This window comes from Luteolibacter sp. SL250, assembly GCF_026625605.1.
Classification (GTDB): domain Bacteria; phylum Verrucomicrobiota; class Verrucomicrobiia; order Verrucomicrobiales; family Akkermansiaceae; genus Luteolibacter.
Genome location: NZ_CP113054.1, coordinates 2,450,028 through 2,474,084 on the forward strand (window position 1 = coordinate 2,450,028; position 24,057 = coordinate 2,474,084).

Genomic DNA, 24,057 nt, shown 5'->3' on the forward strand with positions numbered 1-24,057 from the left:
ACCGCTGCTCCTTACTTCTCCAGAATCTGCGCCAGCACGTAGGGGAGGATGCCTCCCGCGCGGTAGTAGGCCTTTTCCACCGGGGTATCGATGCGGACGATGACGGGGATGTCGAACGCCCTGCCCCTTGCGGGATGGACGCGGAGCGTCGCCTGCTGCATGGGCTTGAGGTCGTTGTCGATGCCCACGAGGTCGAAGGTGGCGTCGGCCAGGTCCTTCACTTTCTCGTAGTCGTCCTTGTCCACGAAGTTGCAGGGCAGGACGCCCATGCCGACGAGGTTGGACCGGTGGATCCGCTCGAAGGACTTGGTGATGACGGCCTTCACACCGAGGAGGTTGGTGCCCTTCGCCGCCCAGTCGCGGGAGGATCCCATGCCATAGTCCTCCGCACCGATGATGATGGTGGGGATGGCGTCTTCCTTGTAGATCTCCGCCGCATCGTAGATGGCCTCCACGTTGTCGCCGACCTTGGTCACGCCCCCCTCCACACCGGGAACCATGAGGTTCTTGATCCGGACGTTGGCGAAGGTGCCACGGGTCATCACGCGGTCGTTGCCCCGGCGTGAGCCGTAGGAGTTGAAGTCGGCGAAGCCAACGCCCTTGTCCCTGAGGTAGCGTCCGGCCGGGCTGTCCATTTTGATGGCGGCGGCGGGCGAGATATGGTCGGTGGTGACGGAGTCGCCGAAGATGCCGAGCGGGCGCGCGCCGTGGATTTCCTCGATGTCACGGGGGCATGGGGAGAATCCGTCGAAGAACGGCGGCTCCTGGATGTAGGTGGACTCCCGATCCCACTCATAGACGTCACCGGTGGAGGATTTGATCTCATTCCACTTCGGATTCTGGTCGGAGAAGCCGGTGTAGAGGGCCTGGAAGACCTCCGGGCGGAGGGAGGAGACCATGGCCGCGGTGATCTCCTCCGCGGTCGGCCAGATGTCCTTCAGATAGACGGGATCTCCCTTCGGTGTTTTGCCGAGCGGCTCGGTGGCCATGTCGATGTCCACGGTGCCCGCGATGGCGAAGGCGACGACGAGGGGAGGGGACATCAGGAAATTCGCCCGGATGGACTGGTGGACACGGGCCTCGAAGTTCCGGTTCCCGGAAAGGACGGAAGCGGCGACGATGTCCTCCGCCTTGACCACGCTCTCGATGCCGCTGTCCAGCGGACCGGAGTTGCCAATGCAGGTGGTGCAGCCGTAACCGACGGTCTGGAAGCCGAGCTTGTCCAGCTCCGCCTGCAGGCCGGTCTTGGTGAGGTAGTCGGTGACGACACGGGATCCAGGGCCGAGGGACGTCTTCACGGACGGCTTCACCGTCAGGCCGTAGGCGTTCGCCTTCTGCGCCAGCAGGCCGGCGGCGAGCATCACGCTGGGGTTCGAGGTGTTCGTGCAACTGGTGATGGCGGCGATGAGGACGGACCCGTGGCCGATCTTGTCCGGCACGCCGTCCTTGCTGTCCACGTGGACGACGGCGGTCTTGCTGCCAGTCTTGTCGAAGCCGCCGTCCTTCACCGGTGCGGCGAGCAGTTCGCCCCACTTCACCTTGAGGTTGTCCAGATCGATGCGGTCCTGCGGCCGTTTCGGTCCGGCGACGCCGGGTTTCACGGTGGAAAGGTCGAGGTCCACCACCTGGGTGAAATCCAGCGCGTTGCGGTCGGTGGGGATGCCCCACAGGTCTTGCGCCTTGTAGTAGTTCTCCACGGTCCTGCACAGCTCCGGCGGGCGGCCGGTGCTCTCCAGATAGCTGGTGGTCACCTCGTCGATGCCGAAGAAGCCCATGGTCGCGCCATACTCTGGCGCCATGTTGGCGATGGTGGCGCGGTCCGGCAGGCTGAGCGCCCTCGCGCCCGGTCCGTAGAACTCGACGAACTTGCCGACGACCTTCGTCTTCCGCAGCAACTCGGTCACCACCAGCACCAGGTCCGTGGCGGTGACTCCGGTAACGAGCGCGCCGGTCAGATATACCCCGACGACTTCCGGCACCAGGAACGTCACCGGCTGGCCGAGCATCCCGGCCTCGGCCTCGATGCCGCCGACGCCCCATCCAACCACGCCCAGGCCATTGATCATGGTGGTGTGGGAGTCCGTGCCCACCAGCGTGTCCGGATAGAAGACGCCGTCTTTCTCCAGCACGCACTTCGCCAGATACTCCAGGTTCACCTGGTGGACGATGCCGATGCCCGGGGGCACGACCTTGAAGGTATCGAACGCCTGCTCACCCCATTTCAGGAACTCGTAGCGCTCGCGGTTGCGGTGGAACTCCAGATCGAGGTTCCGCTCGAAGGCCGCGCCGGTCCCGGCGAAGTCCACCTGCACGGAGTGATCCACCACCAGGTCCACCGGGACCAACGGCTCGATCATCTTCGCATCGCGCCCCATCCGGTCCACCGCGGAGCGCATGGCGGCAAGGTCCACCAGCAGCGGCACGCCGGTGAAGTCCTGGAGGACAATCCGGGCCACCACGAAGGGGATCTCATAGTCGCCCGGAGCCGCGGCATGGTAGGCGGCCAGGTTGCGGATGTCCCTCTCGGTGACCTTCAGTCCGTCGTTGTTGCGGAGCAGGGACTCCAGGACGATGCGGATGGAAACGGGCAAGCGTGAGAGGTTCGGAAACCCTTGATCCGCAAGGGCCGGCAGGGAGTGGAACTTTCCCTCTGTGCTGGAACCGGTGGTGAAGGTTCTGAGAGTGTCCATATGCTACCATCCATACAACAGCAGTCAGGATTCTGCCAGAGGGGATTCCCGATTTTGGTACACATTCGTCCTCATCGGGGTGCCGTGACATTGCGCCAGCTCATGGAGCGCGGCGGCCCTCCGCCGCTTTAAGAGAGGATACCATAGAAGGCACGTGACGGCTCATGGGATCAACCCTGAAGGCGACTGAGATTCAATGCCGCCAAGGACTGGTGATGACTGTTAGAGCAAAGTGGCCTTCCTTCAAACGCAGATTAAGAGGATTAAGAAGGATTTCGCGGATTCCCGTTCAGCGCTGGAGTTACTTTCATCCAACGCTGACCTGCCCTTCTTAATCTGCGGAATCCATGTAATCCTCTTAATCTGCGTTGAAAAGAATGCCCTGGGCCTTCCGATTTCAAACCCTCGGAAGGCAGCGGACCGGAGTCCGCGCTCTGTCAGAAGTTCGCCACCATCTCCTTCACCGGTGGGGCGAAGGTGGTGAGGTCGATGCCCGCGACGGCGTCCTTGTATTCCTCCAGGCTCGGCGTGCGGCCGAGGATGGCGGAGAGGACGACGACAGGGGTGGAGGAAAGGAGGGACTCGCCCTTTTTCCGCTCGGAATCCTCGACCACGCGGCCCTGGAAGAGACGGGTGGACGTGGCCATGACGGTGTCACCTTTCTCCGCCTTCTCCTGGTTGCCCATGCAGAGGTTGCAGCCCGGGCGTTCCAGATACATCATGTTCTGGTATTCGGTGCGGGCGGCGGTCTTCGGCGCCTTGTCATCGAACTCGAATCCGGAATACTTCTGGAGGATGTCCCAGTCGCCTTCGGCCTTCAGTTCGTCGATGATGTTGTAGGTCGGCGCGGCGACAACGAGCGGGGCGTTGAATTCCACCTTGCCCTGGGTGTGCTCCAGGTTGCGGAGCATCTTGGAGACGATCTTGAGGTCACCCTTGTGGACCATGCAGGAACCGACGAAGCCGAGGTCAACCGCCTTCGTGCCACCGTAGTAGGAAAGGCCGCGGATGACGTCGTGGGTGTAGCGCTTGGACACGTCCTCGTTGTTCACGTCCGGGTCTGCGATCATCGGCTCGTCGATGACGTCGAGATCGACCACCAGCTCGGCACGGTACTTCGCGGTGGCATCCGGGGCGAGCGGCGGCTTCTCGCCGCACTGGATCTCGGCGATGCGCTTGTCGGCCTTGTCGATGAGTCCCTGGAGGACCTGGACCTCATTGTCCATGCCCTTGTTGATCATGATCTGGATGCGGCTCTTCGCGATCTCCAGGGACTCGATGAGGGTTTCGCCCTGGGAGATGCAGATGGAGGCCTTCGCCTTCATCTCGGCGGTCCAGTCGGTGAAGGTGAACGCCTGGTCAGCGGGGAGGGTGCCGATGTGGACCTCGATGACGCGGCCCTGGAACACGTTCTCGCCGAATTTCTTCAGCATCTGCGCCTGGGTGGAGTGGACGACGTCGCGGAAGTCCATGTAGGGCTTGAGCGTTCCCTTGAAGGTGACCTTGACGGATTCCGGGATGGGCATGGTGGCCTCACCGGTGGCGAGGGCGAGGGCGACGGTGCCTGAGTCCGCACCGAAGGCGATGCCCTTCGACATGCGGGTGTGGGAGTCACCGCCGATGGTGATGTCCCAGTCGTCCACGGTCAGGTCGTTGAGGACCTTGTGGATGACGTCGGTCATGGCGTGATAGCCGTCCTTCGGGTCGCGGGCGGTGATGAGGCCGAACCGCTGCATGAAGGACATCAGCTTCGGGATGTTGGCCTGCGCCTTCTTGTCCCAGACGGAGGCGGTGTGGCAGCCGGACTGGTAGGCGGCATCCACGGTGGGCGAAATGACGGTGGCGGCCATGGCCTCCAGCTCCTGGGAGGTCATCAGGCCGGTGGTGTCCTGGGAGCCGACGATGTTGACCTTCACCCGGACGTCGGAGCCCGCGTGCAGGATCAGCCCCGGGGTGGTGCCGACGGCGTTGCGGTTGAAGATCTTCTCAACGGCGGTGAGGCCCTGGCCGTGGTGGGAGATTTCCTTGGATGGGGCGAAGACGACGGGGGCCTTGATGCCCAGGGTCTCCGCGGCGAAGGTCTGGAGCTTCTTGCCAAAGACGATGGCGTAGGAGCCGCCCGCGCGGATGAACTCCAGCTTCTGCGGAGTGAAGGCGGAGGACACGTCGGCCAGCTCCTTGCCGTTGCCGTAGAGTTTCTTCTCCTTGGTGTTGATGGTGAGGACGGTTCCGGTTTCGACTGAGTAGGCCTGCTCCAGCACCGGATCGCCATTGGCGTCCTTGACGACCTTCCCTTCCTCGTCGGTTTTCTTGACCCAGTTCTTGAGATCGAGGCCGATGCCGCCGGTCACGCTGACGGTGGTGAGGAAGATCGGGGAGATGCCGTTGGTGCCCGCGACGACTGGGAAGATGTTGACGAACGGCACGAACGGACTGGCCTGCTTGCCGGTCCAAAGGGCGACGTTGTTCACGCCGGACATCCGGGAGGAGCCGACGCCCATGGTGCCCTTTTCGGCGATGAGCATGACACTCTTGTCCGGATGGAGCTTTTGCAGGGCCTGGATGCGCCCCTGGGCGTCCGCGTCGATCATGCACTTGCCGTGCAGCTCGCGGTCGGAGCGGGAGTGCGCCTGGTTGCCGGGGGAAAGGAGGTCGGTGGAGATGTCACCCTCGGCGGCGATGTAGGTGACGACCTGGACCTCACCGGGGACGGGAGGCAGCTTGGTGAAGAACTCGGCGGCGGCGTAGCTCTCGAGAACTTCCCTGGCGATCGGGTTGCCGGCCTTGAACGCTTCCTTGAGGCGTGAGGTGTCGGCGTCGTAGAGGAAAACCTGCGTCTTGAGGACCTCGGCGGCCTGCTTGGCGATGTCGGCATCGTCCCCGAGAGCGAGGTTGAGGAGGGTGGTGATGGAGGCGCCGCCCTTCATGTGGGACAGCAGCTCGAAGGCGAACGGGGTGGAGATTTCCTCCACCGTGGCCTTGCCGAGGATGATCTCTTCCAGGAAGCGCGCCTTCTCTCCCGCCGCGCTGGTGGTGCCGGGGAGGGTGTTGTAGATCAGGAAGTTGAGGGAATCCTTCCGGTGTTCGTTGGAAGGGTCCTTGATCTGGGAGATGATTTCGGCCGCCAGCTCACCGCCATCGATGGGTTTGGGGTGCAAACCGGCGGTTTTGCGTTCCTCAATTTCTGCCAGATAGTCCTGATATAGGTGCATTTTCGTGGATCGATGGATGAAAGTCGTTCAGTCGGCGCCGGATGCGCACGGGGCGTCCGTTGAGCGGAGCTTTGTGGTAGATTGACGGCGTCTTGCGATTGTCAGCGGGGACGGGCGGAGGTTATTGAAGAAGGGCGATTTGTCAAAAATGTTCCCGGTAAATGCGGGGAGGAAAATTTCAGGGGTTGAGCAAGCGGGCCGGGTGTGGAAGCCTCCGGGCCATGAGAAACCCATGGCTCGTGTTGGTGGCTGGATTTGCGGTGTTCGGATTGGTGGCGTGCGCGGGTGGCGGAAACGGGGCCAGCAAGGGTCAGATGGGGGATTTAGCAGGGGATGAGCCAGCGGAAGGGGGAATTTCCGACGTCCCGAACCCCAGTGCGGAAATGGCCTCGAAATCCGGCAAATCCCTCAGCCGCCTCCAGCGCGGCCATGAGGTCTACATGCTGAAATGCGGGGAGTGCCACAACTACATGCTGCCCCAGGCGATCGATGAGGATCGCTGGGAGCGGAAACTGCCGAAAATGATCGGCCACGCGGGACTGGGCACCGTCGAGGAACAGGCGGTGATGGATTATGTGATCGGCGTGCGCAGTTTGAAGGGGTAAGGTTCCATGAGCGTTTTCCAGGATCGCCGGAAGTTGAGTTGGAAGCCGCGCGTCTGGATTTATGCGGTCGCGCTGGTTCTCGCGGTGTCTTCGTATCTGATTGTAAATTCAGGAGACCCCAGCCGTTCCCAGTCCGAAGCACTCTGGGTACAGGCCGAGTCGATTTTTCAGAAAGCTCATCCCGGTGGTGGAGAAGAGGAGGCGACTGGATCAGACCTCAACGTCTATCTGGTGTTAGGACTCATTGCCGCCCATTTCATTTCCGTATGCTGGTACGCGGTTATGTGGTATCGGCGCGAACGAAGGGATGCCAAAAGGCCTTTCGTCATCCGGAAAAACCGACCCGAACCGGATCGTCAGAAGGAATAGTGTAAATGATCGGCCACGCCGGACTGGATGCTGTTGAGGAACAGACGGTGACGGACCACGTGATTGGCGTGCGGAGTTTGAAGGGGTAAGGGAGGGTGGACATTGCGGCACAGCTGCCTTGCCCTTCGTTTTGCCCCGCGTTCCCGTTGCAACCGAGTAAGGAGGTTGGACACTCTTGTCCACCGGCGGCATTGGCGAATGAAAGAACAGATGGATCTATCCCTCCGATGCCTTTGCTTTGGGTTCCGGTTGCAGCCGGAGGACAGGAGTGTCCTCCCTCCTTACTGGAAGACCGGCTCCTTGTGCTGCCGGAAATAACCGTCGCCCTTGTAGAAGCTGGCGGGGTAGTCCGGCAGCGGGCCGGAATCCGGAGGCAGGGGCATGCGCCACTGCGCTAAATCCTCGGTCTGGGCGTAGGCGATTTCGACCGGAGTGCCGCGCTTCACCAGGCGGAAGAACTTCGGAGCCAGATTTTCGTGCATGCGGATGCTGCCGTCCGTGCAGGGGTAGTGCTTCAGCCAGCCGGTGTGGAAGCCCAGCTTCGGAGCGAAACCGCACCAATAGGGGGTGGGGGAGCCGTTCTTGGTCCGGCGTTTCTCCTGTTTGTCGGTGATCCGGAAATGCCCGCGTGGGGTTGGTGTGGAGGGAGTGCCCACGGAAACGGGCATCGACAGCAACATTTGCTGTCCTTCCATCACGTACGCGCGTTGGCGGCGGATGGAGATCTTCACCGTCACGTTGTCCGGGTTTCCGGGCAGTTTCGCCGGGCGGTCATAGTTCTGGTAGGCGGCCAGACCGGCTCCCGGTTTCTGCATGATGGAGCAGGACGGGAGCAGCCCGGCGGTGAGCACCAGGGCGAACGGCAGGATGGCGTTCCGGAGGTTCATGCGGCTCAGCAAACGGGGCAGTTGTTGATCTGCTGGAAGAAGTCGTTGCCCTTGTCATCCACCAGGATGAAGGCGGGGAAGTTCTCCACGGTGATTTTCCAGACCGCTTCCATGCCCAGTTCCGGGAAGGCGACGACCTCCTGGCTTTTGATGTGGTCCTGAGCCAGCAGGGCGGCCGGACCACCGGCTGAGCCGAGGTAGAATCCGCGGTGTTTCTTGCAGGCATCCGTCACCTGCTGGGAGCGGTTGCCCTTCGCCAGCATGACCATGGAACCGCCGTGTTCCTGGAACAGATCGACATAGCTGTCCATCCGGCCCGCGGTGGTCGGGCCGAAGGAACCGCTGGCCATGCCTGCGGGGGTCTTCGCCGGGCCGGCGTAGTAAACGGGGTATTTCTTGAAGTAGTCCGGCAGGTCTCCCTCCTTCTCCAGGACCTCCTTCAGCTTCGCATGGGCGATGTCCCGGGCGACGATGATGGTGCCGTTGAGCGAGAGGGCAGTGGTGACCGGATACTTGGAAAGCGTGGCGAGCGTCTTTTCCATCCCCTCGTCGAGATCGATGGCCACGCCCTTGAACTTCCAGTCGCGGTATTTCTCCGGGATGAAGCGGCCGGGGTTCTTCTCCAGCTTCTCAAGGAAGATGCCGTCCTTGGTGATCTTCGCTTTCGCCTGTCGGTCGGCGGAACAGGAAACACCGAGGCCGACGGGGCAGGAGGCACCGTGGCGCGGAAGCCGGACGACCCGGATGTCCAGGGCGAGGTATTTCCCGCCAAACTGTGCGCCGATGCCGACGTTCCTGGCCAGCTCCAGCAGTTCCTTTTCCAGCTCGATGTCGCGGAAGGCGCGGCCGTGTTCGTTGCCGGTGGTCGGCAGGGCGTCGTAGTATTTGGTCGAGGCCAGCTTCACCGTCTTCAGGCAGTTCTCCGCGGAGGTGCCGCCGATGACGAAGGCCATGTGGTAGGGTGGGCACGCGGCGGTGCCGAGCGACTTCATTTTCTCCACGCAGAATTCCTTCAGCCGCTTCGGGTTCAGCAGCGCCTTCGTTTCCTGGTAGAGGAAGGTCTTGTTGGCGGAGCCGCCGCCCTTGCTGACGAAGAGGAATTTGTAGGCCTCTCCCTCCGTGGCGTAGAGGTCGATCTGCGCGGGCAGGTTGGTCTTCGTGTTGACCTCCTCATACATATCCAGCGGTGCGGTCTGGGAGTAGCGGAGGTTTTCCTTGGTGTAGGTCTGGTGGATGCCCTGGGAGAGAAATTCGGCGTCATCGCAGCCGGTCCACACCTGCTGGCCTTTCTTGCCGACGATGGTGGCGGTGCCGGTGTCCTGGCAGGCGGGGAGGATACCCTTCGCGGCGATCTCCGCGTTCTTCAGCAGCATCAGCGCGACCATGCGGTCGTTGTCGGTGGCTTCAGGATCGTCGAGGATGGCGGCCACCTGCGCCAGGTGGGCCGGGCGGAGGGTGAAATTCACCGCCTTGATCGCCTCCGCGGCGAGCAGGGTGAGCGCCTGCGGGTCGATCTTGAGGATCGTCTTTCCGTTGAATTCCGCCGTGGAGACGAAGTCCGTGGTGAGGAGTTCGTATTCCGTGGTGTCCGGACCGAGCGGGAATGGGTCCTGGTAGAAGAATGGTTTCTCGGCCATGGGTTGCTGCTGCGCCGATCTCTAGACGGGGAGCGGCACCGGGGCAAACGGGAATTGCGGAATCAGGCCTCAGGCGTGTGGCTGTCCAGTCGGCGGCGGTAGCTTTCCAGTGCCTGCGTCCAGACGGAGTGGATGCCCTCGGTGGAGCGCAGCCAGACGGAGCGGTGCATGTGTAGCATGGCGGGGGCGAGGTACATCAGCTCGGACATCTCAGCCTTGGAGAGGGCGGCGGGGCCTTCGCTCAGGCAGCGTTCCGCGAGTGCCTCCCCGGCCGGAGTCAGTTCGGAAAACTCAAGCAGTGAGACGTGCACGCCGTTCACATAAGGGTCCACGATCGCGGCGATGACCCCCTGGCGGTGTTCCGCGGAGGAGTCCAGCGCTGGGTCATGGGAGGACTTCGCCGCATCCGCGAGCAGGATGACGGATGGTGTGTCGATCTCTTCCGGGGTGGCCAGGATGTTGCTGCGGCGCAGCGCGATGCCGTAGCGGGTGCGGCTGGTGATGACCGAGACCGGAATGGAAAGGACGAGGCCGAGCAGGATGGGGGACATCCAGGCGGCGAAGGTCGGTGAAATCCTGAAGGCGACGAAGCTCCAGGCGATGCCGAGCACCGTGGGGAACAGGTGCACGCGGAAAGCGTCCGCCCATGCGGTGCCGTCCGTCTCCCGGTTCTGGTTGCCCCAGCCGACCGCGCGCCCCAGGAAGATGCTGACCACCATCATGGTGTGGGACGCCATGATGCACGGTGCCAGCAGGATGGAGACCACGGTTTCCACGGTGAGGCCGGTGACCAGCGGGAAGAACCCGCCGAAGGAGCGGCGGATGCGCGGCACCAGGATCGCTCCGGTGACGGCGAGGATCTTCGGCAGGAACAGGAGGGTGAAGACGAAGATGGTGAGGATGATGCTCTGTTCCCCGCGGCCTATGTGCAGCCAGCGCTCCACGAAACTCTCGAACGGGAAGGCGCTCAGGTCGCTTCGCTCCCGCTCCCAGGCAAGCCAGGTGCCGACCATCAGAAATAGGAACCATACCGGGCTGCCCAGATAGGCCATGATGCCCATGAAAAGGTGCATCCGCACGCTGAACGGGAGATTCCGAGCGAAGATCAGCCACATGTGCTGGAGGTTGCCCTGGCACCAGCGGCGGTCGCGGATGAGGTGGTCCACCAGCGTCGGCGGGGCTTCCTCGTAGGTACCCTCGATGTCCCAGGCGAGCCATACTTCCCAGCCCTGGGAGACCATCAGCGCCGCCTCCACGAAGTCGTGGCTGAGGATCTTCCCGCCGAAGGGTTCCTTGCCCGGGAGGTCGGGAAGTTCGCAATAATCGGAGAACGGCTTCAGGCGGATGAGCGCGTTATGGCCCCAATAGCTGCCGCCACCGAGCTGCCAGAAGTTCAGCCCGCGGATGAACAGCGGACCGTAGAGCCGCATGGCGAACTGCTGCAGGCGGGTGAAGATGGAATTGCCGCGGATGAGCTTCGGCGGGGTCTGGAGGATGCCGAGGCGGGGGTGCGCCTCCATCACGCGGGCCATCTTGAGGATGTCCCCGCCGTCCATCAGGCTGTCCGCGTCCAGCACGACCATGCCCTCATAACCGCCGCCCCAGGTGCGGACGAAGTCGCCGATGTTTCCGGCCTTCCGGTTCTCATTCTTTTTCCGGCGGCGGTAGTAGATCTTGCCGAAGGCGTCCAGGTTCCGGCAGAGGTTCGTCCAAGCGGTTTCCTCCAGCACCCACAGGTCGAGGTCGCGGGTGTCGCTGAGGATGAAAAAGTCGAACGACTCCAGGTGGCCGGTGGCTTCGATCGAGCGGTAGATCGCCTCGATACGGGCGCAGATCTTGTGGGAATCCTCGTTGTAGATCGGCATCACCACCGCGAAGCGGCGGGAGAGGGGACCATCCATCCCGTCGGTCAGCTTGGTGATGCGGACCGCCTGCTTGCGCCCCAGCAGCATGTCGATCGCGCCGAACACGGCGTGGAGCGAGCCGAGGGTGAGCAGGCCGTTGAGGACGATGAAGATGCCGAGCAGGATGCCGTTCACCTTGTGGTAGCCGTCGCGGTAGAACAGGTCCGCCAGCCAGAGGCTGGAGACTGTGGTCACCACCAGCACGGTGCTGAAAAAGATGAAGCGCCGCACCGTGGTTTTGAAACGGCCGTAGTAGCGCCGTTCCGTCTTGATGTCGGCTGTGGGATCGTGGCCCTCCATGGATTCAGTAAACAATAAGGTAGATGATGCCCGCGATGGTGGCGAGGACGCCGAGGATGAACAGCTTCCGCAGGATGGGCCGGCGGTTCATTGTGTTCTGCCACTGGGCTGCACCGGAACCCAGCGCGTTGAGTTCCAGGGGGGCGGGGATCATGGTCAGCTCCGCGAACTGCGGGCCGGCGGCGAGGTAGGACTTCCGCATGGAATCGACGAATTCCGGCGGCCATGGCGGCGGGGTCAGGAAGACGCCCTGCCACTTGCCGGGCATGCCCGCCAGCAACAGCGCGAGGCGGCCCCGCGCGGCGAGGCGGCGGTTCTCCAGCGGCTCATCCAGCACGTCCTGGGTCCAGTTGGCGATCTCCGCCAGCGCCTCCTCCATCGCGAGAAAACGCGGTGTCTTCTCCGGCTCGTTGGCAGCCCGGGCGGATGCGCGCCACAGGATGCCCCGGACCAGTTCCGCGGCGAGCAGGCGGTTACGGATGCGGAGAGCCTGCAGGTAGGCCTCCACCGCAGCGTAGGCCTGTTCCCATTCGTCCAGCTCGTTTTCCGTGAGCGGACGGAACGGTTCTAGGGATTGATTCGGTAGACCCATGTCTCGGTGAGGAACTCGGATTCGCCGCGGCGGAGGGAACAGCGCAGTTCCACTTGTCCGACATCGGCGAGTTTGCCGCCTTCCGCGGCGGGAGAGACCTGGAAGCCGACGCGCCAGCGGTTCTCCGGCAGCTTCTGCACGGCGACGCCGGAAATCTTGATCTTCTCCGCATTCGGACCCACGCCCTGAACCAGCGCTTGGAGCGGCTTTTCATCCGGTTTCTCAAGATTCGGTCCGGCGAACTCCACGGCGATGGTGCGCTGTTCCGGCTGCCAGTCGTGGAGACCGGTGCGGGTGGCGATCACGCGGCCGCCTGCCATGGAGGGGTCCTCCGCGACGGTCCAATGCTGCTTGTAGGAGAACTCCACACGGTCGCCCGCTTTCGGCGTTTCCTTTGGCTCCCAGAGCGCGACGACGTTGTCGGAAAGCTCGTTGGTGGTGGGGATCTCCATCAGCATCACACGGCCGGAACCCCAGTCGGAGGTGGGTTCGATCCAGAGGGACGGGCGCATGTGGTAGTTTGCCTCCGCATCCTCATAGGCGCTGAAACGGCGGTCGCGCTGGAGCAGGCCGAAGCCCTCACACTTGTCCATTTCGAAAAAGCTGAACTCGAGCTTGTTCGTGTCGTTGGTAATCGGACGCCACAGGCGCTCGCCGGTGCTCATACGGATGGAAAGGCCGTCGGAATCGTGGACCTCCGGGCGGAAGTCGTCGAAGCGGCGGCGGGAATTCTCACCGAACCAGAACATGGAGGACATCGGTGCGATGCCGAGGCGCTTCACCTCCTTGCGGGCGAAAAGCACGGCGGTGACGTTGACGGTGGTGTCCTCGCCCGGCTCGATCTTGAAGGAATACGCGCCGGTGTAGGACGGGCCGTCCAGCACGGCGTAGGCGGTGGCGGACTTGTCATTGGCGTCCGGTTTGCGCAGCCAGAATTCCCGGAACTGGGGGAACTCCTCTTTGACTCCCTCCGAGCCGGTATCCACGGCGATGCCGCGTGCGGAGATACCGTAGCGTTGGTTTTTTCCCAGTGCGCGCCAGTAGCTGGCACCTTGGAAAACGGCCAGCTCATCGAAATACTCGTTGTTGAGGGGAGCGTGGAGGCGGAAACCCGCGAAACCGCCGTCGGCGGGCAGGTCGCCGTGCTTCTTCACCAACGGACCGTAGTTGAAGAACGCCTCCGCCAGGCGGATGCGCTGGGTGTGGGTCGCGGTGAATTCGTTCAGCCGGACCGGCTCGTTGTAGATATAGCCGGGGTGGAACAGCATCGCCCGGAAGGGGAGCTTGTCACCCGCCCACAACGCCTGGTCCGGGTTGAAGCGGATATCCCGGTACTGGTCGTAGGTCAGGTTCTTCATCCAGTCAGGCAGGCCGCCCTTGTCCGGAGCCACGTAGGGCTTGTTGGCGAGGTCTTTCGCCCGGCTCTCAATGGAGGGGAAGGTCACATCCTCGCGTTCCCATGTCTGGGAAAAAGCCGAAGGGGTGAGAACGGTGAGGGTGGATAACAGAACGAGAGTCCGTGGCACGGCGTTGTTCATAGGGACAAACTGTTTGAAAAGTCAACGAGGCCGATGGTCTGACGCCGTGAATTTTGCATAAAATCTCAGGCCTGCCCGGTGGTGGCGTGGAAGGTGAGGATGCCGTCGGAATCATCGATCTTCCGCCGGGTGGCCGGACGGGAGGGATCGAAGTCCACGAACGCTTCCGTTACGTGGAATCCGGCGGTGGAGAGAAGATCGTGCATTTGTTGGGGGGCGAACCATCGCAGGGTCTGGCGGGATTCGTGGAAGTCGGCGGGTGCATCGGCGAAGTAATAGCGGTGCCGGCGCTCCAATATTTGCTTCTGCGGGTCGATCCGGTGCAGGGTGTCGAGTTTCGCCGTCCGGCCGTCGGCCAGAGGGGCCACATGGTCCGGATGCCAGACGTCTTCCTCCATGTCGCCCTCCAGTTCGGCGAATGGGATGAAGACGGTCAGGTAGAGCCCGCCGCCGTCCTCCAGCAGGGTCCGCCAGTGGCGGAGGGTGGCCGCAGGGTCCTCTGCGAGTTGGAAAGTGAAAGCGGGCACCAGCAGGGAGCGGTAGTTTTTTTCCGCTTTCCAGTCGGTCATGTCCCCGCGGTGGACCACGACCTGCTCGCCCGCCAGTTCCGCCGTTTCCCGGCACAGGCGGATCATGTCATCGGAAAGCTCCAGTCCCTCCACCTCCGGGTGGTCCGCCAGCAGCGGCAGCAGCAACCTGCCGGAGCCGGAGCCGATCTCCAGAGCCCGCCCCGGGTGGGAAGCCAGGAAGCGCTCCATCAGGGAAACTTCCGTCGCATCGTCGTCCTCCGCCCAGAAGGCGTCATGGAACTCGGCTTCGAGGGAGACGTAGGGCTGCGGCATCCGTGCGATGTATCAGGAAGCCGCGATGCGGCAAGGGGTAAGGAGGGAGGACACTCCTGTCCTCCGGCGGCATTGGCGAACCACAAAGGATCTACCGCAAAGACGCGATGATCGCTAAGAGGCGCGGAGTAGGGATGGAATCCTCCAGCTCTTTTCTTTCCTGAGTTCTGAATACTGAAAACTTCCCGTTTTTCTTGCCAAGGCCGCCGGTGGACAGGAATGGAAGCACAGCGGACATAGCGGCTCTGCCGCTATGTCCTCCCTCCTCACTTCAACTCCTGCGCCGTCCAGAAGGCGGTGCGGCCGGAGTGCGCGGCGCGGACCTCCTTTACCTGCCCACTGGTGACGGCGGGAGCCTGGTTGCCGAACTGGCCGCGGATGTAGGTGAGGATGTCCGCGGTCTGCTGGTCATCCAGACCCATCGGCGGCATTGGCATCGGGGTGGTGGCGCCGAACTCCTTGCCATTCACCTTGATGGGGCCGGTGAGACCGTGGAGGAGGATGCGGATGGGAATGGAAACGTCCACCGCTCCGACCCATTCATTCGGGGTGAGCGGGGGATAGACTCCGGGCAATCCCTTGCCGTCCGGTTGGTGGCAGTTCAGGCAGAGGGATTCGTAGATCTGCTTTCCGGGATGGGCCGCTTCCTTCCGGTCACCGGTGAACTGGCGGAGATAGGCGACCTGTCCGTCGAGGAGCTTCAGGGTGCTGCTTGCCAAGGCAGGCTCCCACAGCGGGCGGAGTTTCTTCACGGCCTGCTTCACCGCGTAGTCGATGTGGCGGTCGCGCGGATGCTCCAGTGCCTCGAGCGGGCCTTTCACCAACTGGGGATCATTCGCTGCCGCGGCACAGGCGACGATGGCTTCCAACCGGATCCGGGGATCATCGTGGGAACAGAGCCGGATGAGGGAGGGGACGGCATCCTTATGCGTGACGGCCCAGTCGCCGAGCAGTCGCGCGCCGTAGGCGGTGACGAGTGGGTTCTCCGAGTCGAGGAGCTGCCGGAGAATCCCGGCATCATAGCGGTCATGTGCCTGGTGGAGGGAGGCGGCCTCCAGCAGCAGATGGTCCGCCTGCGGGTCATGGCGGGTGGACTTGATGAACTTCGCGGCGGCGGGAAGTACTTCGGCGGCGGGCTTTTCCCCCAGCAGGCGGCGCACCTGATAGCGGGTCCAGCGTTCCGGTGAGCGGAGCTGTTCCAGCAGTTCCGGAATGGACATGGAGGAAAGGTCCGGCTGCTTCACCGGGGGCAGGGCCTTCGCGGAGATGCGCCAGATCCGCCCGTGCACCCGGTCGCGGCGCGGGTCCGCGTAGCTTGCCTGGTAGTGGCCGATCACCGGGTTCAGCCAATCCGCCAGATAGATCCCTCCATCCGGGCCGATGCCGACGTCCACCGGGCGGAAGGAATTGTCGGCGGACTTCAGCAGGCGGGGCAGTTGCTTGCTGGTGAAGCCGGAGGCGTCCTCCGTGAGCCGGTGCAGTTCCACGACGGAGCCGAAGTAGCCGCCGATGAGGGCGGTGCCCTGAAGGTCCTGCGGCAGCGCCTTGGTCCCGATGATATCCAGTGCGGTGGTTTTCGGGCTGCTCTCGAACAGGTTTGCCACGGAGTGGTAGTCATCCGGATCCGGGATATCGATCAGGCCGGGAAGGGAGAAGTAGCCGTGGGGGCGGTCGCCGGACTTGTGGAACGGGCGGAACCAGTCGTCGAAGACCACGCCCCAGCAGTTGTGCCCGGCCGCACCGCCATTGAAGTAGGGTGTGAGCTTCAGCGTGCGCGGGTTGAATTTCCACACACCCGCCTTGTCCAGCCGGGCGATGCCGTGCGGAGTCTCCACGCGGGAGAACGCATGCAGGCCCTGCGTGAACCACAGGCAGCCGTCCGGACCACGGCTGACGGAATTGACAAGCTGGTGCGTGTCCCCGATGCCGAAGCCGCTCAGGATGACCTTCGTTTCATCCGCCTTTCCATCGCCGTCCGTATCTCGGAGATAGAGAATCTGGTCGAAATCACAGACATACAGTCCGCCGTCGCCGGGTTCCACGCCCTGCACCATGGTCAGACCTTCGGCGAAGCGGTGGGACTTGTCCGCCCTGCCGTCGCCATCCGTGTCCTCCAGCACGAGGATGTAGTCGCCGGGATGCTGGCCGGGCAGGGTATGCGGGTAGGTGGGGGAGCAGGCGACATAGAGGCGGCCCTTTTCATCCCAGGAAAACTGGACTGGCTTTGACACGCCTAACTTCTCGTCCGCGAAGAGGTTGATCTGGTAGCCATCGGCGAGGGTGAACTTCGCCATCTGTTCCTCCGGTGTAAGAGGGGGTACCGTTTCCACGGCGGGCGGCGCGGGGGCAGGGGAGGGAGCTGATACGGTGGAGCCGCTGGCGGTGGCATGGATCTCCGCATCCCGCGCGGCGATGAGCGGCTTGAGCGACTCGAAGGCGGCGCGGAGCGACGGAGCGTCCACCGAGGATTTGCCGAAGGGCCACTGCACGCGGTCGCCATAGACAAAGGACCAGTTCGCCGGACGCCAGCAGTCGAACCACAGGCGGTTCTTTTCCACGATGAGGGCGGTCAGCTGGGCACCCACCAGATGGTCGGTGGCACCGAGTTGGCCGGTCACGGCGTGGGCCACGGTTTCCAGGCCCTTGTCCGTGAGATGGACGCCGTTTTCGGTGAGGCGTTCCTTGCGTCCGGAGAGTGGGGTGAAAAGATCCACGAAGATCGCGCCGCGTTGTTCGGCGATGCCGCGGATGGCGTCCGTGTAGGCTTTCAGGTCCTGGTTCCGTTGGGAAAGGTCCGGTGCCAGCGGAAGCAGCGGCTTTTCAAACGGGGTGGGGGAAAGCAGGACGAGACGCGGCGTGACGGCGGCGAACTGGTCCAGCAGGCGGTGGTAGGCGGCGGTGAACTGAGGAAGCTTCTCCACTCCGTCCAGCGCCTCCATCTGGCCGAACTGGAGGATGGCGGCGGTGGCACCCGCCGCGCGGAGCTGGCTCTCCCAGGAGCCGAAGTTCAGGTCCCGCCACTGTTCATAGACGGTGTCCCCTTCCCATGCCATGGAGCGGAAGACGGGCTTTTTCGCGGCGTGGACTGTGGCGAGCGCGGCTTCCAGCGTGCCCGATTTCTGCTCCCGGGCGAGGTTGGTCTGGCCGGCGAAGATGATGACCTCATTCTCCGCCGGCTCGAACTTTCCCGCCGTCCACGGCGAGGGCTTTCCCCCGGCCAGCGCCGGATCGCCGAAGCGTTCCATGACCCGTCCCTGGTCCGGGGTGATGTGGTCCGGCAGGGCGTCCAGCATCAGGTTGCGGAAGGAGATGACCGCCTTGCAGTCGCCGTGGATCTGCAGGCCGATCTTTCCGCTGAGAGGGATCTGCGGATCTTTCTCGGTGTAGGAGATGGTCTCGGTGCCATTGACGAAAAGGCGGACGCGGTCGCCCTCCGCGCGGATCTCATAGCGGTTCCACTCGCCGGGTTTCTCCAGCGTGGCGACCAATTTCTCATCCGCTGTGGCGAGGTTCTTCTTCCTGCGGGACTCGTCGTAGAGCGAGCCGGTGTATTTGGCCCCGCCGATGTCCGCCTGGTAGCCGATCATCTCGTTCGACGGGTTGTCGATGCGCTGGCTGTGGAACTGGACGCCGCCGTTGATGAAGCCATCCGTTCCAGTGAGCTTGTATTCGAAGGTGAGGACGAAGTTCCTGTAGTCCTTCTTCGTGACGAGGAATTCGTTCTTCGGATTCCCCTCCATGGAGCCGCCGGTGATCGCGCCGTCCTCCACCCGCCAGACACCGGCCGTGCCTTCCCACCCGTCGAGGGTCTTGCCATCGAAAATGGCGACCGGAGCTGCGGAGAGTAGGGAAGGGAGGGTGAGGAAAAGAAAGAGGCTGCGGGGCATCTCGGCGGATACGCGGGAGCATCGCCGCGGATTTCAGGGAAAAGTAAGGAGGGCGGACATTGCGGCTTTGCCGCTATGTCCGCTTCGCTCCCATTCTTGTCCGCCGGCTGCAATGGGAACCTATAGTAATGGGAAGATACGGTGGCTATGGGTTCCGGTTGCAGCCGGGACACAAGAGTGTGCCCTCTCCTTACTCTATATATGATGCTTGCGGGGTTTGCTGCCACGGACACACTCTGTCCCATGATTTCCCTATTGATCACGGTCGAGGTGAACCCGGAGCGGGTGGATGATTTCGCGCGCTTCATCACGGAGGAAGCCGCGGACTGCATCGCCAATGAACCCGGTTGCCGCCAGTTCACCGTCTCCCGCAGCGTTGACCAGCCGAACGTATTCACCCTCGCCGAATTTTATGACGACATGGCAGCGCTGGAGGCCCACCGCCTCACGCCCCATTTCATCCTGTTCCAGGAACGGGTGAAGGAATTCGACCTCATCGTCGGAAAATCGTCCGTGCTGGGTGAAGTGATCCACGCGTGATGATGGATCTGCGGGAGAGATACCCGGGCTACTTCGGGGCGAAGCTGGATGCGACGCCCCCGCCCGGCGGCTATCCGCAGGAGTTCTGGGTGATCACCGCCTGCGATCCGAATGGAGAGGAACTTGATCCGCACCAGAACGCGGAAAGGACGGTCCGCTTTGAAGCGGAGCTATCTTCGGCGGGTTTGGTTCACTTTCCGGTGACGGGCTATGACCCGGACGGGATCCACCGCGAACCGGGATTCGGCATCATCTGTGATGCGCGGGAAGCCATGTGTCTGGGGCGGAAATGGGAGCAGGTGGCGGTTTTTCACATCAAGGACGGGGAAGGGTGGCTCGTATTCTGTTCGGAGAATGAAGAGCGCTTCCATCTGCGGACCTGGGAGGAGATGGCGGGAGGTTAGAGGATGCGTCACTCCGCACTCTCCAGCAGGAATTTCAGTTCCCTGGCCGCCCAATGTCTTTTCGCCAGTTCGTTGCGGAAAGGATAGCTCATGACGAGTTCCAGCAATCGGGCCTTCCTGTCGGACGGCAGATGAGAGTATGTGGATCGTTCGGTTCCGGCCCATTTCCAAAAGATGTGGGGGAAACGGGGATCGAGCTGCGCGGAGGGGGAGAGCAGCAGGACTTCCAATCCATCCCATTTCGAGAAACAGGAGACTTGGTTCAAGAGAAACGACCGAATATCCGGGGATGCTTCGAGAATTTCCTGATTCTCCAACACATGAGGCCCCAGTTGCCGTGGGATGCGGGCGAGTCGCATGCGAATGGCCTTTCCGCTCTGGGGGGAATCCCATGCCCCGGGCGAAAAGGCCCAAGGGAGGTTTGCTTCGATCCACTCCGGAGAAAGTGCGAGGATTGCCGCTTTCTTGATTGCAGGGACGGGTGACGACAACCTTTCGAGGGCCACTTCATGCGCAACTGCGGGAGCTGTCTCGCTTAATCCTGCCAGTGCTGTCGGTGAATCCGATCCCTCCGCAAGCTGGTGGAGGTAATGTTGCGTGAAATCCATGGGAGACAGCCTCTTGAGATGGAATCGGGCGAAGTCCCGCAGACTGCGGCTGCGGGAGGAAAGCAACTCCACCAGTCGCGGGATGGCTTCGGCCGGTGAGTGTTGGAGGAAATGTTCCATCCAAATGCGGACGACTGATGCCACGCGGGAAGTGGAGGCGATTCTTTCCACCTCCTCTTTCTCCTGCCCTGAGAGATGGGGAAAGATACGGGTCAGATGGAAGGTGATCGCCAGACGGTTTCTGCTGCGGATGAGCGCCATCCTCAATAGGAGTCCGGGCATCTTCGCCTCCGGATCGAGCAGGGACAGATAAAGGCGTTGTTGCTTGGGAGGGGCACTCCTCCAGACCTCCAGCCACAAGTCATCGTTGACCGTTGAGCTGAGAAGTCGGACCCAGGTATCAGGCAGATCTCTTTCGTCCAACCTCCCGCAGTCCCGGAAATGGATGGCGAGTGGAAGCAGAAGCAGTCGCTCCTTAGGCTCCAAATGGCTGATGGATGAGGGAATCGCTTTGGTCGCCGCTGCGCGGATCGGGCGAACCCAGTCGTTCGCACGCACCATCAACAGACAGGTCTCCAGCAAAGGCGGCAATTGATCCACGAATGACAGCGCTTTCTCCCTCAATTTTCCTGAGTGGTGGCATAGCGCGATGAGAATGTGGGCGGGGGAAGGGAACGCGGCCTCCGCTCCTCCGGTGAGGCGCCTGAAAATATCCTGAAGGCTGAAGGTGTCTGTCGGTAGAACCCTAGGCCCGGGACAGCGCACCCAGGAGCGGATGGATTGATCCATGGCAGGCCATGCGGTGACGGGGAGGCGTTCCGCGAGCTGCAGGAAAGTTGCGGATGCGTCGCTCCAAGCTTTCTTGTTCGCAGAGGGCCACAAGATCCCCGCGAAATCCGGAAGAGCCTCCTGCGGATCCGCTCCGGCGATGAGCTGGTGGTCCGGGGCACCCGGCCCGCGTGTCCCGCCGCCGTCACAAATTGCCAGGATCGCTTCGTGTAACTCGTGGTTCATTGGCAGGCTGAACGGAGTAATTGTTTTGGATTCTTTTGGCAAAAACTTCCGGTTGCATGAAACCTCGTGACCCGACACATTCCGCTGCAATGAAAGATTCCCGTATTGGATTTGTTGGAGTGGGGCGGATGGGGGCGAACATGGCCCGCCGTCTGGCGGACCTGGGATACAAGATCTCCTCGGTGTATGACCGCCATGCTCCTTCAGCACATGCACTGGCGATCGAGCTGGGAGCCACCGCGGTGGAATCCCTGGCGGATGTGAGCGCGGCGAGTGATGTTATTTTCACCGTGGTGACGGATGATGCGGCCATGCACGGCATCTTCACCGGGGACGGCTCGCTGCTTTCCGTGCCGGTGGACGGAAAGCTTTTCATCAACTGCGCGACGGTGAGTCCCGCCTCACATGAGGAAGCGGCGGCGGCGGCGAAAGCCGGAGGGGCGGACACGCTCGCGGCCAGCATGGCATCCAGCATCACCCAGGCGCGGCAGGGCACGCTCTATCTCATGATCGGTGGCGGACAGGCCGTTTTCGACCGGGCGAAGGAGCTGCTGGATGATATATCTTCCTCCCTGAAATATGTGGGTCCGGTGGGCAACGCGGCGAAGGTGAAGGCACTGGTGAACATGGTGATGAACATCAACACCGCCGGTCTTGCGGAAGGGTTGGGCCTGGGCGTGGCGCTGGGGCTGGACCCCGTCCTGCTGAAGGAGATTTTCTCCCAGACCGGTGCGAACTCCCGCGTGCTGGAGACGGATGGGGATGACATGATTTCCCGGGAGCACGACGTGTTTTTCTCCGCCTCCCACGCGGCGAAGGACAGTGGCATTGCGAATGCTCTCGCTCATTCCGTGAACATCGGCGTTCCGCTTTCCGAAGCGACCCAGGCCCAGTACCAGCGGCTCACTGACATGGGGCTTGGCGAGCTGGACAAATCCGGCGTGGCGGAACTGACCTTCCCGGACAGGGGCGGCGCGAACCTCAACCAAAAATCATGACCACCAGCGAAATCCGCAACTCCGCCGGTGAGCGGATCGATGTCTCCTACCACCTGGGCCAGAAGCTCGGCTCGCTGGTCATCCTGGGCCACGGCGTGACCGGGAACAAGGACCGTCCGCTGCTGGTCGCCGTGGCGAAGGGACTGGCGGAGCGTGGCTGGGCGTGCCTGCGCATTTCCTATTCCGGCAACGGTTCTTCCGAGGGGAGTTTCGGCGACTCCTGCATCACGAAGGAAGTCGGCGATCTCCAGTCGGTGATCCGCAGCGTGCCGCAGGAGGTCAATATCGCCTACATCGGCCACAGCATGGGCGGTGCCGTGGGGGTGATGACCGCCTCCCGGGACGCGCGCATCCGTGTGCTGGTGTCCCTCGCCGGGATGACCCACACGGCGGATTTCGCCAAGAGGGAGTTCGGAGACGTGACGCCGGGGCAGGGGAACATGTGGGATGAGCCGGAGCATCCGCTTTCGGAAACCTACTGGAACGATCTCACCTCCATCGGCAGCACGCTGGAGGCCGCCGCCCAGGTGATCCAGCCATGGCTGCTGGTCCACGGGGATGCGGATGATCTGGTGCCGATCAAGGATGGCGAGGACGCGTTCGCCGCCGCCACCTGTGGGAAGGAATGGCTCCCCATCGCCGGAGCGGGCCACGTTTTCGACGAGTCCACCTATCCCGTCATCGTGGAGGCGGTGGATGCCTGGCTGCGGAAGCACCTCGGTTAGGGAAAAGGGATACATTTACAGGGTACGAATTCTGCTTTGCTGTTGCGCTCACCGGGAGGGTTTCCCTAGACTCCCCGGCGAACCATCAGCCGCCGAATTTTCCCTTATGAAACCCCGCACCTTCCTCGCGCTCACCGCCGCCACCGTCGCGTCCGCCGCCACCCTCGGCCTCACCGGATGCAAATCCGGGGGCGGGGACACCATCAAGATCGGCGAATTCGCCTCGCTGACGGGCAAGGAAGCCACCTTCGGAACCTCCTCCCATGAGGGGACCGTGCTGGCGATCGAGGAGATCAACGCGGCCGGCGGCGTGCTGGGCAAGCAGATCGAGCTGATCACGGAGGACAACCAGACGAAGGCGGGGGAAACCTCCAACGCGGTGAACAAGCTGATCTCGAAGGACGGCGTGGTGGCCATCATCGGTGAGGTGGCGTCCAGCCGCTCCATGGAGGCCGCCCCGATCTGCCAGGACAACAAGATCCCGATGATCACCCCGGCGTCCACCAACCCGACGGTGACCCAGGAGGGTGACTATATTTTCCGCGTGTGCTTCACGGATACCTTCCAGGGCGCCGCGCTGGCGAACTTCGCCAAGGGCACGCTCAACGCGAACAAGGTGGCCGTCCTCACCGACGTGACCAGCGACTACAGCAAGGGCCTGGCGAAGAGCTTCAAGGAAAAGTACACCTCCAGCGGCGGCACGCTGGGCATCGAGCTGGACTTCAACGGCGGTGACAAGGATTTCAAGGGCCAGCTGACCGCGATCAAGGCGGACAATCCGGACGCCATCTTCCTCCCCGGCTACTACAATGATGTGGCCCTCATCTGCCGCCAAGCGAAGGATCTGGGCATCACCACCCCCATTTTCGGCGGTGACGGCTGGGAGAGCGAGGCGCTCCTCAGCATCGGCAAGGAGGCGATGAACGGAAACTACTTCTCCACCCACTGCTCCGTCGAGCAGGGCACCCCGGAGATGGTCGCCTTTGTCGATGCCTATAAGAAGAAATACAACGGCAAGACCCCGGACGCCATGGCCGTGCTGGGCTATGACGCCGCGAAGGTGATGGCGGACGCCATCAAGCGCGCCGGTTCCGCGGACAGCGCGAAGATCCGCGACGCCATCGCCGCCACCAAGGACTTCACCGGTGCCAGCGGCAGCTTCTCCCTCAACGAAAACCGGGACGCGGTGAAGGCCCTCGTCTTCATCAAGATCGAGAACGGGAAGTTCAACTACACCGCCACCGTCAACCCGTAACCGGCGGAGATCGCAAGCAGACCGAATCCACCGACCGAGCATACCGATCA

The 24,057-nt window shown here is 62.7% G+C and carries 17 protein-coding genes; 7 read left to right on the top strand and 10 right to left on the bottom strand.

Annotated features, from left to right (window positions below; translation table 11 throughout):
* Positions 1–11: 11 nt before the first annotated feature.
* Together acnA and OVA24_RS10825 are read right to left on the bottom strand one after the other, a co-directional pair.
* The gene (gene acnA, locus OVA24_RS10820; protein ID WP_267675259.1) at positions 12–2,690 is read right to left on the bottom strand and encodes an aconitate hydratase AcnA; all 2,679 of its coding nucleotides are present in this window, start codon (positions 2,688–2,690) and stop codon (positions 12–14) included.
* A gap of 437 nt (positions 2,691–3,127) precedes the next feature.
* Positions 3,128–5,902 (bottom strand): bifunctional aconitate hydratase 2/2-methylisocitrate dehydratase, encoded by a 2,775-nt coding sequence (locus OVA24_RS10825; protein ID WP_267675260.1) that lies wholly within the window; start codon positions 5,900–5,902, stop codon positions 3,128–3,130.
* 221 nt (positions 5,903–6,123) lie between these two features.
* On the opposite strand from OVA24_RS10825, the gene OVA24_RS10830 reads away from it, so the two are divergent.
* Positions 6,124–6,507 carry a hypothetical protein gene (locus OVA24_RS10830; protein ID WP_267675261.1) on the top strand — a complete coding sequence of 128 codons (384 nt, stop codon included), beginning with the start codon at positions 6,124–6,126 and terminating at the stop codon, positions 6,505–6,507.
* 6 nt (positions 6,508–6,513) lie between these two features.
* On the top strand, positions 6,514–6,876 hold the full coding sequence (locus OVA24_RS10835; protein WP_267675262.1) for a hypothetical protein: 363 nt from the start codon (positions 6,514–6,516) through the stop codon (positions 6,874–6,876).
* Between the two features lie 281 nt (positions 6,877–7,157).
* On the opposite strand, the gene OVA24_RS10840 is transcribed toward OVA24_RS10835, so the two are convergent.
* From OVA24_RS10840 to OVA24_RS10870, 7 genes are all read right to left on the bottom strand, one after another.
* Positions 7,158–7,763 carry a L,D-transpeptidase gene (locus OVA24_RS10840; RefSeq protein ID WP_267675263.1) on the bottom strand — a complete coding sequence of 202 codons (606 nt, stop codon included), beginning with the start codon at positions 7,761–7,763 and terminating at the stop codon, positions 7,158–7,160.
* Positions 7,764–7,768: 5 nt separating this feature from the next.
* Positions 7,769–9,400, bottom strand: coding sequence for a fumarate hydratase (locus tag OVA24_RS10845; protein ID WP_267675264.1), 1,632 nt, complete (start codon positions 9,398–9,400; stop codon positions 7,769–7,771).
* A 62-nt stretch (positions 9,401–9,462) separates the two neighbouring features.
* Positions 9,463–11,604 (bottom strand): glucans biosynthesis glucosyltransferase MdoH, encoded by a 2,142-nt coding sequence (mdoH, locus tag OVA24_RS10850; protein ID WP_267669803.1) that lies wholly within the window; start codon positions 11,602–11,604, stop codon positions 9,463–9,465.
* A 4-nt stretch (positions 11,605–11,608) separates the two neighbouring features.
* Complete coding sequence (locus tag OVA24_RS10855) at positions 11,609–12,196, bottom strand: hypothetical protein (RefSeq protein ID WP_267669804.1); 588 nt, start codon at positions 12,194–12,196, stop codon at positions 11,609–11,611.
* Positions 12,172–13,722 (bottom strand): OpgD/OpgG family glucan biosynthesis protein, encoded by a 1,551-nt coding sequence (locus OVA24_RS10860; protein ID WP_267669805.1) that lies wholly within the window; start codon positions 13,720–13,722, stop codon positions 12,172–12,174. The genes OVA24_RS10855 and OVA24_RS10860 overlap by 25 nt, the downstream gene beginning before the upstream one ends.
* A 77-nt stretch (positions 13,723–13,799) precedes the next feature.
* Positions 13,800–14,576, bottom strand: a complete 777-nt coding sequence (locus OVA24_RS10865; RefSeq protein ID WP_267669806.1) for a class I SAM-dependent methyltransferase — start codon at positions 14,574–14,576, stop codon at positions 13,800–13,802.
* Between the two features lie 266 nt (positions 14,577–14,842).
* The gene (locus OVA24_RS10870) at positions 14,843–18,463 is read right to left on the bottom strand and encodes a PVC-type heme-binding CxxCH protein (protein ID WP_267669807.1); all 3,621 of its coding nucleotides are present in this window, start codon (positions 18,461–18,463) and stop codon (positions 14,843–14,845) included.
* A gap of 243 nt (positions 18,464–18,706) precedes the next feature.
* Between OVA24_RS10870 and OVA24_RS10875 the strand changes: the two genes are divergently transcribed.
* Together OVA24_RS10875 and OVA24_RS10880 are read left to right on the top strand one after the other, a co-directional pair.
* Positions 18,707–19,003, top strand: a complete 297-nt coding sequence (locus OVA24_RS10875; protein WP_267669808.1) for a putative quinol monooxygenase — start codon at positions 18,707–18,709, stop codon at positions 19,001–19,003.
* Positions 19,003–19,407 carry a DUF3293 domain-containing protein gene (locus tag OVA24_RS10880; protein ID WP_267669809.1) on the top strand — a complete coding sequence of 135 codons (405 nt, stop codon included), beginning with the start codon at positions 19,003–19,005 and terminating at the stop codon, positions 19,405–19,407. The genes OVA24_RS10875 and OVA24_RS10880 overlap by 1 nt, the downstream gene beginning before the upstream one ends.
* 8 nt (positions 19,408–19,415) lie before the next feature.
* On the opposite strand, the gene OVA24_RS10885 is transcribed toward OVA24_RS10880, so the two are convergent.
* Positions 19,416–21,107 (bottom strand): hypothetical protein, encoded by a 1,692-nt coding sequence (locus OVA24_RS10885; protein ID WP_267669810.1) that lies wholly within the window; start codon positions 21,105–21,107, stop codon positions 19,416–19,418.
* Between the two features lie 11 nt (positions 21,108–21,118).
* Between OVA24_RS10885 and OVA24_RS10890 the strand changes: the two genes are divergently transcribed.
* From OVA24_RS10890 to OVA24_RS10900, 3 genes are all read left to right on the top strand, one after another.
* Positions 21,119–22,027: an NAD(P)-dependent oxidoreductase gene (locus OVA24_RS10890; protein WP_267669811.1), complete on the top strand. Its 909-nt coding sequence runs from the start codon at positions 21,119–21,121 to the stop codon at positions 22,025–22,027.
* Positions 22,024–22,752 carry an alpha/beta hydrolase gene (locus OVA24_RS10895; RefSeq protein ID WP_267669812.1) on the top strand — a complete coding sequence of 243 codons (729 nt, stop codon included), beginning with the start codon at positions 22,024–22,026 and terminating at the stop codon, positions 22,750–22,752. Before OVA24_RS10890 ends, OVA24_RS10895 begins: the two co-directional genes overlap by 4 nt.
* 106 nt (positions 22,753–22,858) lie before the next feature.
* Positions 22,859–24,007 carry an ABC transporter substrate-binding protein gene (locus OVA24_RS10900; protein WP_267669813.1) on the top strand — a complete coding sequence of 383 codons (1,149 nt, stop codon included), beginning with the start codon at positions 22,859–22,861 and terminating at the stop codon, positions 24,005–24,007.
* The last annotated feature ends 50 nt before the right edge of the window (positions 24,008–24,057 follow it).

Bases quoted from the DNA above. Each gene is read 5' to 3' on its own strand.
- acnA (WP_267675259.1), bottom strand. From the start codon at position 2,690: ATGGACACTCTCAGAACCTTCACCACCGGTTCCAGCACAGAGGGAAAG.
- OVA24_RS10825 (WP_267675260.1), bottom strand. From the start codon at position 5,902: ATGCACCTATATCAGGACTATCTGGCAGAAATTGAGGAACGCAAAACC.
- OVA24_RS10830 (WP_267675261.1), top strand. From the start codon at position 6,124: ATGAGAAACCCATGGCTCGTGTTGGTGGCTGGATTTGCGGTGTTCGGA.
- OVA24_RS10835 (WP_267675262.1), top strand. From the start codon at position 6,514: ATGAGCGTTTTCCAGGATCGCCGGAAGTTGAGTTGGAAGCCGCGCGTC.
- OVA24_RS10840 (WP_267675263.1), bottom strand. From the start codon at position 7,763: ATGAACCTCCGGAACGCCATCCTGCCGTTCGCCCTGGTGCTCACCGCC.
- OVA24_RS10845 (WP_267675264.1), bottom strand. From the start codon at position 9,400: ATGGCCGAGAAACCATTCTTCTACCAGGACCCATTCCCGCTCGGTCCG.
- mdoH (WP_267669803.1), bottom strand. From the start codon at position 11,604: ATGGAGGGCCACGATCCCACAGCCGACATCAAGACGGAACGGCGCTAC.
- OVA24_RS10855 (WP_267669804.1), bottom strand. From the start codon at position 12,196: ATGGGTCTACCGAATCAATCCCTAGAACCGTTCCGTCCGCTCACGGAA.
- OVA24_RS10865 (WP_267669806.1), bottom strand. From the start codon at position 14,576: ATGCCGCAGCCCTACGTCTCCCTCGAAGCCGAGTTCCATGACGCCTTC.
- OVA24_RS10870 (WP_267669807.1), bottom strand. From the start codon at position 18,463: ATGCCCCGCAGCCTCTTTCTTTTCCTCACCCTCCCTTCCCTACTCTCC.
- OVA24_RS10875 (WP_267669808.1), top strand. From the start codon at position 18,707: ATGATTTCCCTATTGATCACGGTCGAGGTGAACCCGGAGCGGGTGGAT.
- OVA24_RS10880 (WP_267669809.1), top strand. From the start codon at position 19,003: ATGATGGATCTGCGGGAGAGATACCCGGGCTACTTCGGGGCGAAGCTG.
- OVA24_RS10890 (WP_267669811.1), top strand. From the start codon at position 21,119: ATGAAAGATTCCCGTATTGGATTTGTTGGAGTGGGGCGGATGGGGGCG.
- OVA24_RS10895 (WP_267669812.1), top strand. From the start codon at position 22,024: ATGACCACCAGCGAAATCCGCAACTCCGCCGGTGAGCGGATCGATGTC.
- OVA24_RS10900 (WP_267669813.1), top strand. From the start codon at position 22,859: ATGAAACCCCGCACCTTCCTCGCGCTCACCGCCGCCACCGTCGCGTCC.